The sequence below is a fragment of the Flavobacterium sp. B183 genome (assembly GCF_023539155.1).
Classification (GTDB): Bacteria; Bacteroidota; Bacteroidia; order Flavobacteriales; family Flavobacteriaceae; genus Flavobacterium; species Flavobacterium tructae.
The window spans coordinates 1,401,530-1,416,466 of the sequence record NZ_CP097434.1 but is presented as its reverse complement, the minus strand read 5'-3'; the positions used below and the strand labels follow the sequence as shown (position 1 = coordinate 1,416,466).

Sequence of the window (14,937 nt, the reverse complement as noted above, 5' to 3'; positions counted from 1 at the left end):
CTAGTTGATTAAGATTTTTTCAAGTTCTGCGAACTTTTCCATGATTAATTTTGCAGCTGCAGACTTTTGATTTCTTTCGTTTATAACAACCTTTTTACAATAAACTTTGCTACTACCAGTCATACTATGAAGCAGTTCCCATGTTTTAAATTTCCTTGCTTGTGTGATTAATATGCTCATATCTTAAAAATTTATATACCTTTGTATCGTTAGAGTGATACAAATGTAAGCAATTTGCATACAAAAGCAACAAAATGAGTACATATTTTACGCAATATGAGTACAGAAATTAACAAAAGCCTTATTTTAAACGACTTAAAAGCACATTACGGTTTTGATACCGATAGTGATTTTGCTGATTTTTTAGGAATTAAGCGACAAACCTTGTCATCTTGGCACACTCGAAACACATTTGACATTGATCTTTTGTATGCAAAATGCGTCAATGTTGATGGTAATTTTTTGTTGACAGGAAAAGGGACAATTACAAAACGAAATGTAAAAGAATTGTCACAGTCTGAAAATGTCACAAAAACTGTCACATTTTCGAATGAAACGAAAAATAAAGAAAATGTACCACTTTTAGTAAATTCGGACAAGTTAGGTAGGATGCCAGCAGTAGTTACTGTTGATAGATCAGGAAAAGATAATGTTGTTTTAGTTCCTGCAAAAGCAGCTGCAGGTTATTTGGTTGGTTTTGGTGATCCTGACTTCGTTGAGACTTTACCAACGTTTAGTTTACCTAATATTAATAATGGTACATTTAGAATGTTTCAAGTTTCAGGACATTCTATGTTTCCGACACTAAGTGATGCCTGTTACGTAGTTGCTGAATGGGTAGAAAATTGGAATAAAGATATAAAAGACAACCGTATATATGTGGTTGTCAGTAATGATGGTATATTAATAAAGCGAGTATTGAACCGATTAAAAAAATATGATAATTTATATTTGAAATCGGACAATAGAAAGGATTACCCGAATATGGTTCTCGAAACATACCAAATAAAAGAAGTCTGGGCAGTAAAAATGCACCTCTCGTTTGATTTACCTGACCCTGCAGTATTATACGATCGTGTTGGTGATTTAGAAGCAGAAATCGACCATATTAAATCCCTTTTAAAAGGCAAAAATTAAACCCTTTTTTTGCCTTCGTTTAATTTTCGACCTTTTTTATTAAAGTGAAATTAAACCTTTTTAAACCTTTTTTAGTATTAAAGCCTTTATTTATAGTATATATTTGGTTTAGCCCCTAATATTATTAAAGAGTTAAAAAAAATCTGCGGAATCTGCGAGAGAAAATTTTTAGCGTGAAATAACGAAATCTGTCAAATCAGCATGAAACAAAGTTTTTACTTTTGCTCCAAAATCTCTTCACCATTTAAGTAATCGGAAGGCCTTTGTCCTAAAATCTTAAAAAAAGTATTACTGAAAGTTGGAACACTATTATATCCAACTTCTTCGGCTACCTCTTTCACCGAAAGCTTTCTTTCTAACAGCAATTCGATTGCTTTTAAAATTCTTCGAATAGTATAATATTGAATGAAAGACATTCCAAGATCTTTTTGAAACAAGCGATACAAAGAGCGTTCGCTATATCCGAATTGATGTGCTACATCAGCAAATAAAATCGTTTCTCCCAGATTATTCTCGATATGACGTAAAATCTTTCCAAGTCGTTTGTCTTTTGGCTGCGGTAATCCCAAAGGCAAATTCGTAGTACATATTTGAGGCAGAATCGCTTTTATAGCTTTGGCGATGGTAAAGTTTGGAGTTCCTTTCTCAAGATCGCCATTCCATCGATTCGTAAAAAGCATCATTTGAAGCAGTAAATTATTCACCGGATAAATTCCCTCGTTCTTATAAAACTCATTTTCGTCTTTTTCAACCGGAAAATACAGGTTTCGCATCGTAACATTTTCCGATTTCGGTTCAATGCTGTGCTCCACCCCACTCGGAATCCAGATAAAATGACGTGCCGGTAAAAAATAGGTTTTAGTTTCGGTGGTTACAAAAACAACATCCCCTTCGGCATACAACAACTGTGCTTTGTCGTGTTTATGTGTAGGCACAAACAACTCCCCCATCAAATCGTGGTGACAGTAAATGCTTTTTTTATCGGCATCTACTTTTTTGATGTAATACTTATCTAATTTCTGACCTGAATATTCCATTGGAGTTTATACAATGTTTTTGCAACTTTAAATATAAGAAAATTAAATTCCAAAGCTGAACCATTAAGACTTAACCGCAAAGTTCGCAAAGAAAAAAACGCAAAGTTCGCAAAGCTAAATTAAAACTTTGCGAACCTTGCGTAAATCTTAGCGCACTTTGCGGTTAAATACAAAAAACAAAAAAGCCTTTCCGTTAAGAAAGGCTTCTTCCAATATTGCGGTCTGGACGGGACTCGAACCCGCGACCCCATGCGTGACAGGCATGTATTCTAACCAACTGAACTACCAAACCGTGCGTTATTGCGAGTGCAAAAATACAACAGAATTTCGTTTCTGCAAGCATTTTTTACGAATAAATTTCAATTAATTTTTAATCAATTAAATTCCAATATTTTAAAATTTGACCATAAAACCAAAAAAGAAGAATTTACTTTCTTTTTAACCTCAAAGACTGCGAACCTCAAAGCGCAAAGTGTACAAAACTTATAAAAAACTTTATGGACTTTGCGTAAATCTTAGCGCACCTTGCGGTTAAACCAAACAAATAAAAACCAAAAAACCCACAAAGCTTATAAAAAACTTTGCGGACTTTGCGTAAATCTTAGCGCATCTTACGGTTAAACCAAACAAATAAAAACCAAAAAGCCCACAAAGCTTATAAAAAACTTTGTGGACTTTGCGTAAATCCTAGCGCACCTTGCGGCTAAACCAAACAAGTAAAAACCAAAAAATCCACAAAGCTTATAAAAAACTTTGCGGACTTTGCGTAAACCTTAGCGCACCTTGCGGTTAAAATCAGAATAGCCTTAAATCAAAAAAGCCATCCACAAAAGTGGAAAGCTTTTCATTGGTCTAACTACTAAACCAGCTACGAGTTACAAAGTCGTAGCAAAACAACACAACTAATCTTAGATACCGTATTTGGGCAAAAAAGCCTTTCCGTTAAGAAAGGCTTTTCCCAATATTGCGGTCTGGACGGGACTCGAACCCGCGACCCCATGCGTGACAGGCATGTATTCTAACCAACTGAACTACCAAACCTCTGCGTTATTGCGGTTGCAAAGATAGTACAGAATTTCGTTTCTGCAAGTGTTTTTTGAAAAAAAATTAAATAAATTTTAAATTGTTTAGCCAAAGTTTTGTTTTTCAACTAAATATGTCGTCAATATTTTTTCAAAATTGTCACCTACATTTACCGGAACGTACTTAATATGGTTCTTTGCACAGGTTAAAGCCAGATTTTTAAAATAGCCTTCTACCCTTTTTTCATATTCCGCTTTTACGTTATCAGCAAAAATCGATACTTCTTCACCTGATTCCAGGTCAATAAATTTGCGCGGCGTGTTATCAAAGTCAAATTTCAATTCGGTTTGATCGTCAACTACATGAAACAGTACTACTTTATGTTTGTTGTGTTTCAGATGCTGTAAGGCGTTAAAAAGCTTCTCATCCTCTTCGGCCTGAAACATATCTGTAAAAAGAATAATCATCGAACGACGATGCATTTTCTCTGCAATCTGATGCAGATACGTAATCGTATCGGTACTTTTTTTACCTTTTGGCTGTTCCAGTAACTGTTCTAATTTATTGAGCAGCATTCTGTGATGGCGATCACTTCCTTTCTCGGGAGCATAATATTCATAACTGTCCGAGAACACGCTCAAACCAACAGCATCACGTTGTTTTTTAAGGATATTCATCAATACGGCAGACGCCAGAACAGAAAACCCAATTTTCTTTTCGTAAAAGGGCTGATTTGATTTTAGTTCAGGATAATGCATAGACGATGAATTATCGACAATAATATGACACCTCAAATTGGTCTCCTCCTCAAAACGTTTGGTATACAAACGATCTGTTTTGGCAAACAGCTTCCAGTCGATGTGTTTGGTACTTTCTCCGGCATTATACACTTTATGCTCGGCAAATTCGGCCGAAAACCCATGAAACGGACTTTTGTGCATCCCCGAAATAAACCCTTCTACCACCTGATTCGCCAACATTTCGAGATGTTGAAAACTGGAGACTTTTTCTATTTCCGATTCAATTTTCATTCGGTTTCTTTTTTAATATTTTGTGCGCGGTACAAACCGTCGGTTGCCTGCATTAATTTTCTTTTCAGAATTGGACTAAAATTAGGATTCTCTTTTAAAAATCGCTGTACCTCATCAAAAGCATATTTCGACGAATATTTCCCAATGGTATTGTTCAGCCAGTCTTTTGGAAAGAAGATATCTCCCGTTCTCTGAATTTCATCAACCAAATCTAGTGAAAATCTAATATACCTCTGAGCACTTTCCTGACGTAACGGATGATTTATATTCGCTAAACCAACAGAAACCCATGCTTCTTTTTCTCTGTTGGTATCGTCTTTTAAAGATTGTACAAAAGCATCGCGTACCCTTCGTCTTTAGATAATGAAGGAAGCAGAAATTCAAATCGTTTTTGCTTGTCGGGATTACTAATCGAAGTTTTGGTTTTATTCAGAATCTCATCTGCTTTTTCATGCTTAAATATAGCCAGATTCATGGCCATGTTCGTATAATCGTCTTCGTTTAATTTCAAACCTGAAATTACCGTTTCTTTACTCCAAATCGCATATAGTTTTACTTTTCCTGAATCTGAATAAGCAATCGAACTGAACAGATTAAACAATGTTTTCTTGATATTGCTAGGTAAATTGGTCTTCAAACGATCAAAAACTACTTCTTCAAGCTGTTTTTGTGCTCTATTTTGCTGTTTTTGCGTGAGATATTTCCAAAAAACAGCACTGGTTTGATTCGTAATTATTTTCAGCACCAATTCGTTTTGCTCCTGCTGAATTCCTTTCACAAAACAATCGAAAGCTTTTACCGGAGCGACATTTCCCGTTAAGGTATTTTCATAAATATTAATGTAAGTCGAAGCTCTTGCCACCTCATCCTGTAGGCTTAAAACAGAATCTAAATTATTCCCGTCAAGCGGAAAAACACCATACCCAAAACCATTATAATTGTAAATAACAGCTATTGGTTTTTCGAGCCCAATTGCTTCTTTCAGCGACAGACTTTTGTCTTTTATAGTAGCACTGATCACTTTTACGCTGTTAGGATAAATCAAACCAATATCAAAAATCTGAGGCCATACGTTAGCCGAACGATCTTCTGCCTGCTGTGTAATTTCAAAGCTCGAAATTCGGTTTTGAGCATCGTAGGCAATCTTATCTGTAAAAATGGCTCTTCCAGATTTATTTACCCAGACTTCGCTCCATTTTTTCATATCCAAAGGTGTTTCGGCATCCAGAATTCCTACCAGATTGTTCCAGTCAGCATTATCGTTGGCGTACTTTTTAATATACTTTTCGATTCCTTTCTGAAAAGCTACTTTTCCCATCGAAGCTTCTAACTGACGCATCATAATAGGTGCTTTGTTGTAAATAATGGCTCCGTAAAGTGATCCTGCATTTTTAAGATTGGCAAGATTTTGCTTGATTGGATGCGTACCCAACGAACGATCCTCGCCATATGCATTAGGATAGTGTGCCGTTAAAAATTGTAAATTATGATTGACTTTAGGAAAAATCGGATTCATGATTTTGTCGGCCATGAAATTAGCAAAAACCTCTTTCATCCAGACATCGTCAAACCATTTCATGGTAACCAAATCTCCAAACCACATGTGTGAAGTTTCATGCGCAATTAATTTGGCACGATCGAGTTTCTCGCTATCTGTAGCACTATTATCCAGAAACAAAGTTGATTCTTTATATTGTATCGCTCCAACATGCTCCATTCCGCCATACTGAAAAACAGGAATCGAAGCAAAATCTAACTTCTGAAACGGAAATTTATAATGCGTATATTTTTCTAAAAAATCTAAGGATTGTTGGTGCAGTTTAAAAATAGTATCGGTGCTGCTTTTTAGTTTTTCTGCATTGTTTTCGCGGTACAACATGGTCATTTCTAAACCTGGTTTCTCCGTGATGCTTTTAAACTTTCCTGCTACAAAAGAGAACAAATAAGTACTCATTTTATCGGATTCTCCAAAGGTGTAACTTGTAAAATCATCTTTTTCAAACTTCTCCTCTACATATGCTCCAGCCAGAACCGACCAGTCTTTTGGAACCGTTAGCTTCAATTTATAAGTTGCTTTGATATCCGGCTGATCCAAACACGGAAATAAAGTGCTGGCACGATCGGGAACCAGTAAAGTATACAAGAAATCATCGTTTCGGTTTAAAGACAAGTCACCTGCAATAAAAGAAATTGCAATCGTATTTTTTCCTTTTACCAAACCCTCTGCAGGAATTATAATATGCCCTTTTTGATGCACAATTGGGATATTTTTCCCGTTTGCTGTAACTGATTTAATATTTTGAGTCTTCTCTTTAAAATCGAGATACAAAGGCTCGCTACCGTCAGCAAGAACAAGATCCAACACCAATTCGGCATTAATGGATTGCGCTTTTTTCTCCGGAATTTCAAAAGACAACCCATAAGTGAGTTTCGAAATCTGCTTTTTTCGAAAATGTGCTAACTGCTCTGAAACACCGTCCTCTAAAATTAATTTTTCTTTTTGTTTCGACTGGGAAAAACCAATTGTAGTAAACACAAAAAAGCAGAGTAAGCTATAGGAAATTTTCATTTTTAAAGGAATATAAGATTCGTTAAAAATAAAAAAGTTTGCCACTAATCTCACGAATTAGCATGAATTAAAATTCTTTTGCCACAGATTACATAGATTAAAATAATTTTCCAATCTGTGAGAATCATTCTAATCTGTGGCAACCTTTTATAAACACTATTAAAATAAATAATTCGTACTAATTCGTGAAATTACTTCGCCAGTTCGCTATCGCTCAGGTCGTGGCAAAAACCAAATAAAAAAGGTCCGACTTTCGCCGAACCTTTTTTATATAAATTATAATCTTTCGATTACAACAAAGCGTCTAAACTATCTGCGTAGGTTTGTTTCGGAGCAACTCCTACTTGTTTTCCTACTACTTCACCGTTATGAAAAACCAAAACAGTTGGTATATTACGAACACCGTATTTTGCAGCAAATTCCTGGTTAGCATCTACATCTACTTTACCTACTACAACTTTACCTGCGTATTCGTCGCTTAATTGGTCAATGATTGGACCAACCATTCTACAAGGACCGCACCATGCTGCCCAAAAATCTACCATTACCGGTTTATCTGACTTCAAAACTACTTCATCAAAAGTAGCATCTGTAATTGCTAATGCCATAATTTTTTGTCTTTTAAAATTATTGTCTGAATTGTTTCGTTTCAAACTAGACCACAAATTTAAAAATTAAATACAAATGAAACACCATAACCAAATTAGTTTTCATTATAAATGTATTGTCATTAATTATATTCATTCAAAAAACAAAAATTATAAGTTTTAACCTACTCAAGTCTGAATTATATCTTTTTAAAGAAACCTCCATATTTTACCTTATCTTTAAGGATTCAGAAAATTCTTCCCGATGAAAGCCGCTTTACTCCACATCAAAAACTTTTTTCAATCGCTTCGTTTAAAAAAATATGTCAGACGTTTTTGCTTTTTCATATTAGGAATCATTGCTTTACTCCTTCTTGCCTGTGGTGGATTATCGATTTATTTTAACCAAAATAAAGCCGAAATCATTACCAAGATCAACACTAAAATCAATGAAAACATCAACGGGAAATTTCATATTGGAGATTTTCATTATAAGTTTCTGACTGGTTTTCCCAACTTTACCCTGGCTTTAAAAGAAGTTGAAGTCAAAGACAATCAATGGGCCACGCACCAACACACTTTACTGAAAGCACAGGAAATAGAAGTACGCCTGAACGTTTGGAGTTTAATTCAAAACGAAATCAATATTCACAAAATCCTCATCAACGACGCGGCTATCTACGTATATAAAGCACCGAACGGTTATTCGAATGCTAATATTTTTAAGCCAAAAAAGAAAAAAGCACCAAAAGACAAATCAGATACCGAAACTACAATTGACCAGATTGAACTAAACGGAGTTCACTTTACTTTAAACAATTTGCTTGGGCATAAATTGTTTGATTTTGATATCGATCGCTTACAATCGAAAGTAGAGCATGACGGCGACAACTGGCAAACCGATGTTTATCTAAACACCCAAATTAAAAGTCTTGCTTTTAATACCGTACATGGAAGTTTTGCAAAACAAAAAGAACTCAAAGGTACTTTTGCAGTAGCTTATTCCGCTCCAAAAGAAAGAATTGACGTGGTGACTAAGGACCTAAAAATTGGAACAGACTCTTTTGACATCATCGCTTTTTTTAATCTGGCTAAAGGAAATGCACTTTTCGGAATCAATATTAGTACGTCTATTTTATGGCAAAATGCATCGAACTTATTATCGGCAAATATCAGTTCTAAGCTTAACCGATTTAATCTGAAAAAAGAAATTGAGGTAAATTGTGACATCAAAGGCGATTTTAATGCCGAAGGTGATCCCAGAATTGTCGTTCAGGCGATCGCCAAAAATAACGAACTTTCTATACCGGATGGATTGATTAAAGACTGTCATTTTAAAGGCATTTTTACCAATAATTTCAAACCAACGGCCGGTTATAACGATGCCAATTCAGCTATTATTCTAACACAATTTACAGGCGAATACGAAAACATTCCGCTTACCATTCCGCAATTATCGATCAATAATCTTGAGAAACCGCTGGCCACCGGAAACCTCAGTTCTGATTTCGATATTGAAAGACTCAACCAAATAAGCAACGACAAGTGGATTCAGTTTACAAGCGGTCATGCCAAAGCCAACCTGGCGTTTCAGTTTGACATTGTTGATCTGTACATTACCAAACCGCGTTTTATTGGCAAAATAGATGTTGACGACGCCTCGTTTCATTATATTCCGAAGAATGTTCGTGCTGTAAAACCAACATACATCTTGACTTTACCGAGAAAGCTTTACTCATCAAACAAATTGCCTACAAACACAATAAGAATACGATTTTCATCGAAGGAGAAATTGACAATTTCCTGAACCTCTATTATAATGCTCCCGAAAAAATGATTGTCAACTGGAAAATCTATTGCCCGAATATCGATCTCAAACAATTTCTGGGCGTTCTGGCCAGTTCACAAAAAGTAAAAGGCCCGGCCAAGACTGCCAAAAGCCCACGATTTCGAATCATCTGAGAAGTGTAATCGACAAATGCTCGGTGGTAATCGATATCAAAGCCGACAAAATCAATTACAACAAGCTCGTTGCCACCAATACCACCGCCCGAATTCAGATGCTGGACTCGAAACTGGTCATCAAAAACGGTTCGCTGCAAACGTCCGGAGGCACTATTACTTTTGACAGTGAAGTGGTGCCAAACGGAAAAAACTATGCTTTCAGTTCGAATGCTCAGGTAAACAGGGTCGAAATTGCAAGCTTTTTAAAGTCGTTTAACAATTTCGGGATTCAGTCTTTTAGCCCCAACAACATCAAAGGAAAGCTAACGAGTACAGCCAGCGTAAACGGTTTTATCAATAGCCGTGGCGAATTGATTAGCAACTCGATGCGCGGAAAACTGGGGTTTAAAGTCAATCAGGGCGCTTTGGTTAACTTTGAGCCTATTGTGAAAATCGGCAAGTTTGCCTTTCCGTTCCGTGATGTCGAGAACATCACCTTTAGCGATTTATCCGGTCAGCTCAATATGCGCGGAGAGCAGATCGACATCAACAATCTCACTATAAGTTCCAACGTGTTAAACATCGATGTCAACGGAATTTACTCTTTCGGCCAAGGCACCAATCTCGCCCTCACCGTCCCCCTTCGAAACTCGAAAAACGACGCCAAACTCGCCACCCAAGCCGAACGCGATGCCGTCCGCGAACGTGGAATCGTCCTGCATCTACTTGCCGTTGACGATAACGGAAAAATGAAAATTAAGTGGGGGAAGAGGGATAAGTAGGATATTTTTACGTTCTTATTTACGGAACAAATCCCATCTAATCCCCAGTGCAGCTGCTGATGGCCCTTTACCTTCTTCAAAAGCCAAACTAGCATTATTTAGTCCTTCATATTCCGTTTTAAATAAAGATTTACAAACTTCAATTTTAAACGTTTCTGGATTTACTCCGATTAAATTTAAATCGAAAAGAGTATGAATATCCGATCTCAAAAGTAAACCATTAGTAACATGATTATCCTTCTTTCCCTTGTAAGGATTAATATGTGCAGCTTCTATCACATCTAATATTTCACAACCCGTCACCATACATTTGTCACCATACCGCTTGCGTAAAGAATCTCTAAATTCCTTTTGACCACGACGAGCATATATGGATTGAATTATCTTAGGTCTTTCATCTTTATATGATGGCAAATAATCATCTTCAAAAGAATCACTTAAATAATTTAGTGCTTCTTCAGCTGAAGGATAAATAAATTCTTTATTTAACTTTTCTATTTCCGCTTTATAATACTTTATAAAAAATCTTCACTCATGCTTTGCATTGAATTATTTGAATTATACCCTCTATGATAAAAGGGTTTTAAAATATCAATGGAGAGTATCTTTTCTGGCAATATAAAACTTGTACTATAATATGCTTCAAAATTAGTTACATTAATTTTTTCTTCCTTTGGTTCATCAAATTCATACTTACATTCACAGCGATATTTAGGAGTTCTAGTTTTTCGAGGTTCATAACTAATACTTCCACATTCAGGGCATCTTCTTCTTGTCTTTTCTCCATTGAAAACAACGATTTGGGATATTTTCGCTAAACCAAGAACATTTTTCTTATCAATAAGAACTACGACATCACCTGACTTAATTTGTTTATGATTGGGAACTGATTCGTCATACACATATTTTGTTTCGATTTCATCCTTATAGCCGTCAATACTTTTATATTTAAGATCATCGTGCGAAACTGATTTGAGGCTCCAATAAGATATTGTGGTATTTTCTATCTTGGTCATTTATGTAGTTTTTAGTAAAAATAACTTTATATTTTTAAAATTATATCCCAAATTAACTTTTCCTCATTCTTCGAAATGACAAAACTGAACGGAAATAAAAAAGCCACTTTCACAGTGGCTTTTCTGGTTTATTCAACATCCAGATACGGATTTAAAATCTCGGCTAATTGATTGAGCCAGTAAAAACCATTTTGGAGGTTTGTTTTCTCGGATTGTAGGGATTCGTGTTCCTGCATTATGCTTAAAGCAAGCGCATAGTTTACCTGGCGAATGGTTTTGGCCATTGTTGCAGGATCAATCGAATTGCTGAAAAAATCAGTTAACCTTAATTCGGTTTCTTTGGAAAGGGTGTTTGTACTCATAATCTTTGTGTTTAGGAAATATAAAACCCGAATGGGTTAGGTGTCCTACGCCACAAAGAGCGTTGCAGTTGTTTCCAATACCGCCACCGTACCACGCGGGCAAAAGTTTTTCTGAGTTCATGATCTTTGTGTTTAGGACTGCGAAGATATAAAAAGCAAAAAAGTTATGGAGGGTTTTCTTAGTTTTTAACTTAATAACTGGGGCTTCGACTTCGCTCAGCCTGACACTGGGTGTGACACTCTACATGTCGCTCAGCCTGACATTTCTAAATTTAATAGCCACAGATTGCACAGATTTTTGTAATCATTTTAATCTTATAATCTGTGGCATTTTTTCTAAATTGAGGGTGAGGGTTTCGACTTCGCTCAACCTGACACTCTGCATGCTGCTCAGCCTGACGCTCAACTTGATATTCGGTATTACAAACTAGGCGGAGTTTCTGGTGTGATTCCTCGTGCCTCGGAATGCCAAACTGAGCGTAAAAAAGCATAATTTATTTCTTAATGTTTTATTAACCTACTTGTGTTTTTGTCTAAAAAAAGATAGCTTTGAGAGACAATCATTAAATACAAACCAATTATGAAAATTCAGATCAATACCGACAAGAACATCGAAGGACACGAAAGATTAGAAGCTTATTTCTCTGGTGAATTAGAAAAAGGCTTGAAGCGTTTTGAAGATAAAATTACCCGCGTTGAAGTTCATTTTGGAGACGAAAACGGGGAGAAATTTAGCCTGCACGACAAAAAATGTGTGATTGAAGTTCGTACTGCAAAATTACAACCAGTAACCGTTACAGACCATGCCGATACGCTTGAAAAAGCTTTTATTGGTGCATTGGCTAAGGCAAAAAAATCTCTTACTACTACTTTCGAAAAAATGAAAGCGTATTAATTTATATACCATCCATAAAAATGGCCTTATCTCTAATCCGGATAAGGCCATTTTTATTTTAACAAAGCCGTCATTTCTTCCCAATGCAGTATTTTTACTTTCTGATCTAATTGCTCTGCGCTTTTACCATTGCTTTGGCGATATCTTCGGCTTCTATTCCTTTGTACTTACTTAGCTCTCCAACAAACAATGGGTTGATTAATTTGAATATTCCAATAAATACTTTTTCCATCGGTCGGCTTTCTTTTCGGTCTCCTAAAATCATCGAAGGACGAAAGATATAAGTATGCTCTAAATTCAGACTGATGATCCCCTGCTCGGTTTCTCCTTTTAACTTCGTATAAAATATCGACGATTTCGCATTTGCACCAAGTGCCGAAACCAGAAAAACAGCTTTTGCACCGTTTTCTTTCGCCAGTTTTGCTGCCAGAATTGGGTAATCGTGATCTATTTGATAATATAACTTTTTATCAGGCGTTTTCTTCTGTGTGGTACCAAGAGCTATAAAAACATCATCGGCCTGAATGTCTTTTATTACTTTGGATAGGGTGTTAAAATCACCTATCAGTGTTTTTAGTTTTGGATGCTGGATGTTTAGATCTTTCCTTACTACAACTATTACTTGTTCGTAGTTATCGTTGTTCAACAAATTTTCGAGAATATAGGAACCTACTAGTCCGCTTGCTCCGTACAGAATTGCTTTTTCATAAGTAAGGCGATTTGTTTGCTCGAAGTTACTTTTTTTGCCACAGATTTCACAGATTAGAATAATTACTTTTTTTTGTTTCCCGCAGATTTCTTTGTTTTTTTGATTTAAAGCTCCAACGGAGCAATATATCTATAGACTAATTTTAGTATGCGTTGTTACAATCCAGCTCCAGCGGAGCGACATATAATTTTAGCACAATTTGATAGGTCACCCCGATGGGGTTCTGTTGATGTGCATTTTTAATTTCCTATAAATTTATTGCTCCTCCGGAGCTCTAAATATATTATTCTTGATTTTTTTTATAAATATATTCGTCCTGATGGAACCTAAAATAAATTATACCCAAAAACCTTAATTAAGATAATAATAACGCTTTTTGATATTGTAAGAAGTAATTTTGCAGTCCCAAAAGAGAAACTTGGTTGTCAAAATAGAACAAATTTCTTAATTGAGATTATCCATTACAAATTATTAAAAATTACCCTCATGAAAAAGCAACTACTCGTATTATTAATCGCAGTATTTATAGGCTTTGGCGTAAATGCGCAAGTAAAATCATCTGAAATAAATGTCCTGGTTTTGATCTATTCTCAAAACGGCGGAACTTATAAAATGGCCAAGTCTATTGCCGACGGAATTCAGGAATATCCCAATGCAAAAGCAATTATAAAACGTGTTCCTTCGATCAATCCTAAAGAAAAACTGAATGCTGATGTAGAAAAATTACCCATTGCAACAATCGAAGAATTGGCCAATTATGACGGAATCGCATTTGGAAGTCCTGTTCATTTTGCAAATATTAGTGCCGATATAAGTTCCTTCTTCAGCCAGAGTATTCCGCTTTGGACTTCAAGAGTTCTGGAAGGAAAACCGGCTACTGTCTTTATGTCGGCAGGATCTGGAGCCGGAAAAGAAGCTGCGATTTTATCGTTCTGGAATATTCTTGCTTCTCACGGAATGGTAATCGTTCCAACGGGAATCATGGGAACGGCCACTTTGGACAAAACAGTTCCACAAGGAAATACTCCGTTTGGAGCTACTTCATTAGCAGGATCTGTCGGAACACGTCCGTCACAAAGCGAATTGAATTTAGCCAAAGAACAAGGAAAAGCTTTGGCAAGAGTGGCTTCGGGATTGAAAAATACTGAAAATAGTAAAGGAATAAAAACAACTGCTATTGAAGTTAAAAGCGATATCAACAAAACCTTAAAAGACAATAATATTACGCTTCCTGAAGCCCCTAAACCGGTTGGGAATTATGTTCCGTTTACGATTTCTGATCATAAAGTGTACATTAATCAGGTGGCTTTAAAAGACGGAAAGATTCTAAATCCCGGAAAAGTTGGCGCAACAGTTACCGATGATCAGGCCAAAGAAGCTACCTATCAAACGATGCTAAATGTAATTGCGGTTTTAAAAGAGGCTTGCGGTGGCGATTTGAACAAAGTAAAACAATGTGTACAGTTAACAGGATATTTCAACACCACTCCTGATTATACACAACATGCAGCCCTTATGAATTCGGCTTCAAACCTGACCGCGCTGGTTTTTGGAGAAAAAGGAAAACATGCCAGAGCAACCATTGGCGCTGCTTCGTTACCGATTAATTCGGCTGTTGAAATTCAGGCAATTTTTGAAATTGAATAAAGGAAAATTTTACCGCAAAGTTCGCAAAGAATTACGCAAAGACCACAAAGTTTCGTGAATTACGCTTTGCTTTGAAATCGCAAAGGGATTGTGTTTAAAAAAACTTAGCTTAATGACATCGCTCATAAGGACTACCCATATTTTATAATACAACCTAGTTTTTCGCGTGAGGGATAGAGCTAAGCTACCGAAGTAGCA

13 protein-coding genes, 2 tRNA genes and 1 pseudogene are annotated in these 14,937 nt (G+C 36.1%); 5 read left to right on the top strand and 11 right to left on the bottom strand.

Features of this window, described 5'->3' with window-relative positions; translation table 11 throughout:
- Complete coding sequence (locus tag M4I44_RS06365; RefSeq protein ID WP_249966825.1) at positions 1 to 180, bottom strand: hypothetical protein; 180 nt, start codon at positions 178 to 180, stop codon at positions 1 to 3.
- 96 nt (positions 181 to 276) lie between these two features.
- Between M4I44_RS06365 and M4I44_RS06360 the strand changes: the two genes are divergently transcribed.
- A complete protein-coding gene (locus M4I44_RS06360; RefSeq protein ID WP_249966826.1) occupies positions 277 to 1,137 on the top strand; it encodes a LexA family transcriptional regulator in 861 nt (286 codons plus the stop codon).
- A 215-nt stretch (positions 1,138 to 1,352) separates the two neighbouring features.
- On the opposite strand, the gene M4I44_RS06355 is transcribed toward M4I44_RS06360, so the two are convergent.
- The 6 genes and pseudogenes from M4I44_RS06355 to trxA form a co-directional block, all read right to left on the bottom strand.
- The gene (locus M4I44_RS06355; RefSeq protein WP_249966846.1) at positions 1,353 to 2,174 is read right to left on the bottom strand and encodes an AraC family transcriptional regulator; all 822 of its coding nucleotides are present in this window, start codon (positions 2,172 to 2,174) and stop codon (positions 1,353 to 1,355) included.
- 218 nt (positions 2,175 to 2,392) lie between these two features.
- A tRNA-Asp gene (locus tag M4I44_RS06350) sits at positions 2,393 to 2,466 on the bottom strand.
- Positions 2,467 to 3,141: 675 nt separating this feature from the next.
- A tRNA-Asp gene (locus tag M4I44_RS06345) sits at positions 3,142 to 3,215 on the bottom strand.
- Positions 3,216 to 3,301: 86 nt separating this feature from the next.
- Complete coding sequence (locus M4I44_RS06340; RefSeq protein ID WP_017494711.1) at positions 3,302 to 4,228, bottom strand: DUF58 domain-containing protein; 927 nt, start codon at positions 4,226 to 4,228, stop codon at positions 3,302 to 3,304.
- Positions 4,225 to 6,797: pseudogene (locus tag M4I44_RS06335) on the bottom strand (M1 family metallopeptidase). Before M4I44_RS06335 ends, M4I44_RS06340 begins: the two are co-directional and overlap by 4 nt.
- A 290-nt stretch (positions 6,798 to 7,087) precedes the next feature.
- Positions 7,088 to 7,405 carry a thioredoxin gene (gene trxA / locus M4I44_RS06330; protein ID WP_012023423.1) on the bottom strand — a complete coding sequence of 106 codons (318 nt, stop codon included), beginning with the start codon at positions 7,403 to 7,405 and terminating at the stop codon, positions 7,088 to 7,090.
- Between the two features lie 244 nt (positions 7,406 to 7,649).
- On the opposite strand from trxA, the gene M4I44_RS06325 reads away from it, so the two are divergent.
- The gene (locus tag M4I44_RS06325; protein WP_249966845.1) at positions 7,650 to 9,191 is read left to right on the top strand and encodes a hypothetical protein; all 1,542 of its coding nucleotides are present in this window, start codon (positions 7,650 to 7,652) and stop codon (positions 9,189 to 9,191) included.
- Between the two features lie 178 nt (positions 9,192 to 9,369).
- Positions 9,370 to 10,110, top strand: a complete 741-nt coding sequence (locus M4I44_RS06320) for an AsmA-like C-terminal region-containing protein (RefSeq protein ID WP_249966844.1) — start codon at positions 9,370 to 9,372, stop codon at positions 10,108 to 10,110.
- Positions 10,111 to 10,125: 15 nt separating this feature from the next.
- On the opposite strand, the gene M4I44_RS06315 is transcribed toward M4I44_RS06320, so the two are convergent.
- From M4I44_RS06315 to M4I44_RS06305, 3 genes are all read right to left on the bottom strand, one after another.
- Entirely contained in the window at positions 10,126 to 10,524 is a 399-nt protein-coding gene (locus tag M4I44_RS06315) for an HNH endonuclease (protein WP_249966843.1), read from the bottom strand.
- A 101-nt stretch (positions 10,525 to 10,625) separates the two neighbouring features.
- Positions 10,626 to 11,126 (bottom strand): hypothetical protein, encoded by a 501-nt coding sequence (locus M4I44_RS06310; RefSeq protein WP_249966842.1) that lies wholly within the window; start codon positions 11,124 to 11,126, stop codon positions 10,626 to 10,628.
- A 128-nt stretch (positions 11,127 to 11,254) separates the two neighbouring features.
- Positions 11,255 to 11,488, bottom strand: a complete 234-nt coding sequence (locus M4I44_RS06305) for a hypothetical protein (protein WP_249966841.1) — start codon at positions 11,486 to 11,488, stop codon at positions 11,255 to 11,257.
- 580 nt (positions 11,489 to 12,068) lie between these two features.
- Here M4I44_RS06305 and M4I44_RS06300 point away from each other — a divergent pair.
- Positions 12,069 to 12,383: an HPF/RaiA family ribosome-associated protein gene (locus tag M4I44_RS06300; protein ID WP_070906039.1), complete on the top strand. Its 315-nt coding sequence runs from the start codon at positions 12,069 to 12,071 to the stop codon at positions 12,381 to 12,383.
- A 106-nt stretch (positions 12,384 to 12,489) separates the two neighbouring features.
- Here the strand turns inward: M4I44_RS06300 and M4I44_RS06295 are convergent, their stop codons facing one another.
- On the bottom strand, positions 12,490 to 13,029 hold the full coding sequence (locus M4I44_RS06295; RefSeq protein ID WP_249966840.1) for an oxidoreductase: 540 nt from the start codon (positions 13,027 to 13,029) through the stop codon (positions 12,490 to 12,492).
- Positions 13,030 to 13,578: 549 nt separating this feature from the next.
- Between M4I44_RS06295 and wrbA the strand changes: the two genes are divergently transcribed.
- Entirely contained in the window at positions 13,579 to 14,739 is a 1,161-nt protein-coding gene (wrbA, locus tag M4I44_RS06290) for an NAD(P)H:quinone oxidoreductase (RefSeq protein ID WP_249966839.1), read from the top strand.
- Positions 14,740 to 14,937: the final 198 nt, after the last annotated feature.

Coding starts and splice junctions, on each gene's coding strand:
- M4I44_RS06365 (WP_249966825.1), bottom strand. CDS start 180: ATGAGCATATTAATCACACAAGCAAGGAAATTTAAAACATGGGAACTG.
- M4I44_RS06360 (WP_249966826.1), top strand. CDS start 277: ATGAGTACAGAAATTAACAAAAGCCTTATTTTAAACGACTTAAAAGCA.
- M4I44_RS06355 (WP_249966846.1), bottom strand. CDS start 2,174: ATGGAATATTCAGGTCAGAAATTAGATAAGTATTACATCAAAAAAGTA.
- M4I44_RS06340 (WP_017494711.1), bottom strand. CDS start 4,228: ATGAAAATTGAATCGGAAATAGAAAAAGTCTCCAGTTTTCAACATCTC.
- trxA (WP_012023423.1), bottom strand. CDS start 7,405: ATGGCATTAGCAATTACAGATGCTACTTTTGATGAAGTAGTTTTGAAG.
- M4I44_RS06325 (WP_249966845.1), top strand. CDS start 7,650: ATGAAAGCCGCTTTACTCCACATCAAAAACTTTTTTCAATCGCTTCGT.
- M4I44_RS06310 (WP_249966842.1), bottom strand. CDS start 11,126: ATGACCAAGATAGAAAATACCACAATATCTTATTGGAGCCTCAAATCA.
- M4I44_RS06305 (WP_249966841.1), bottom strand. CDS start 11,488: ATGAGTACAAACACCCTTTCCAAAGAAACCGAATTAAGGTTAACTGAT.
- M4I44_RS06300 (WP_070906039.1), top strand. CDS start 12,069: ATGAAAATTCAGATCAATACCGACAAGAACATCGAAGGACACGAAAGA.
- wrbA (WP_249966839.1), top strand. CDS start 13,579: ATGAAAAAGCAACTACTCGTATTATTAATCGCAGTATTTATAGGCTTT.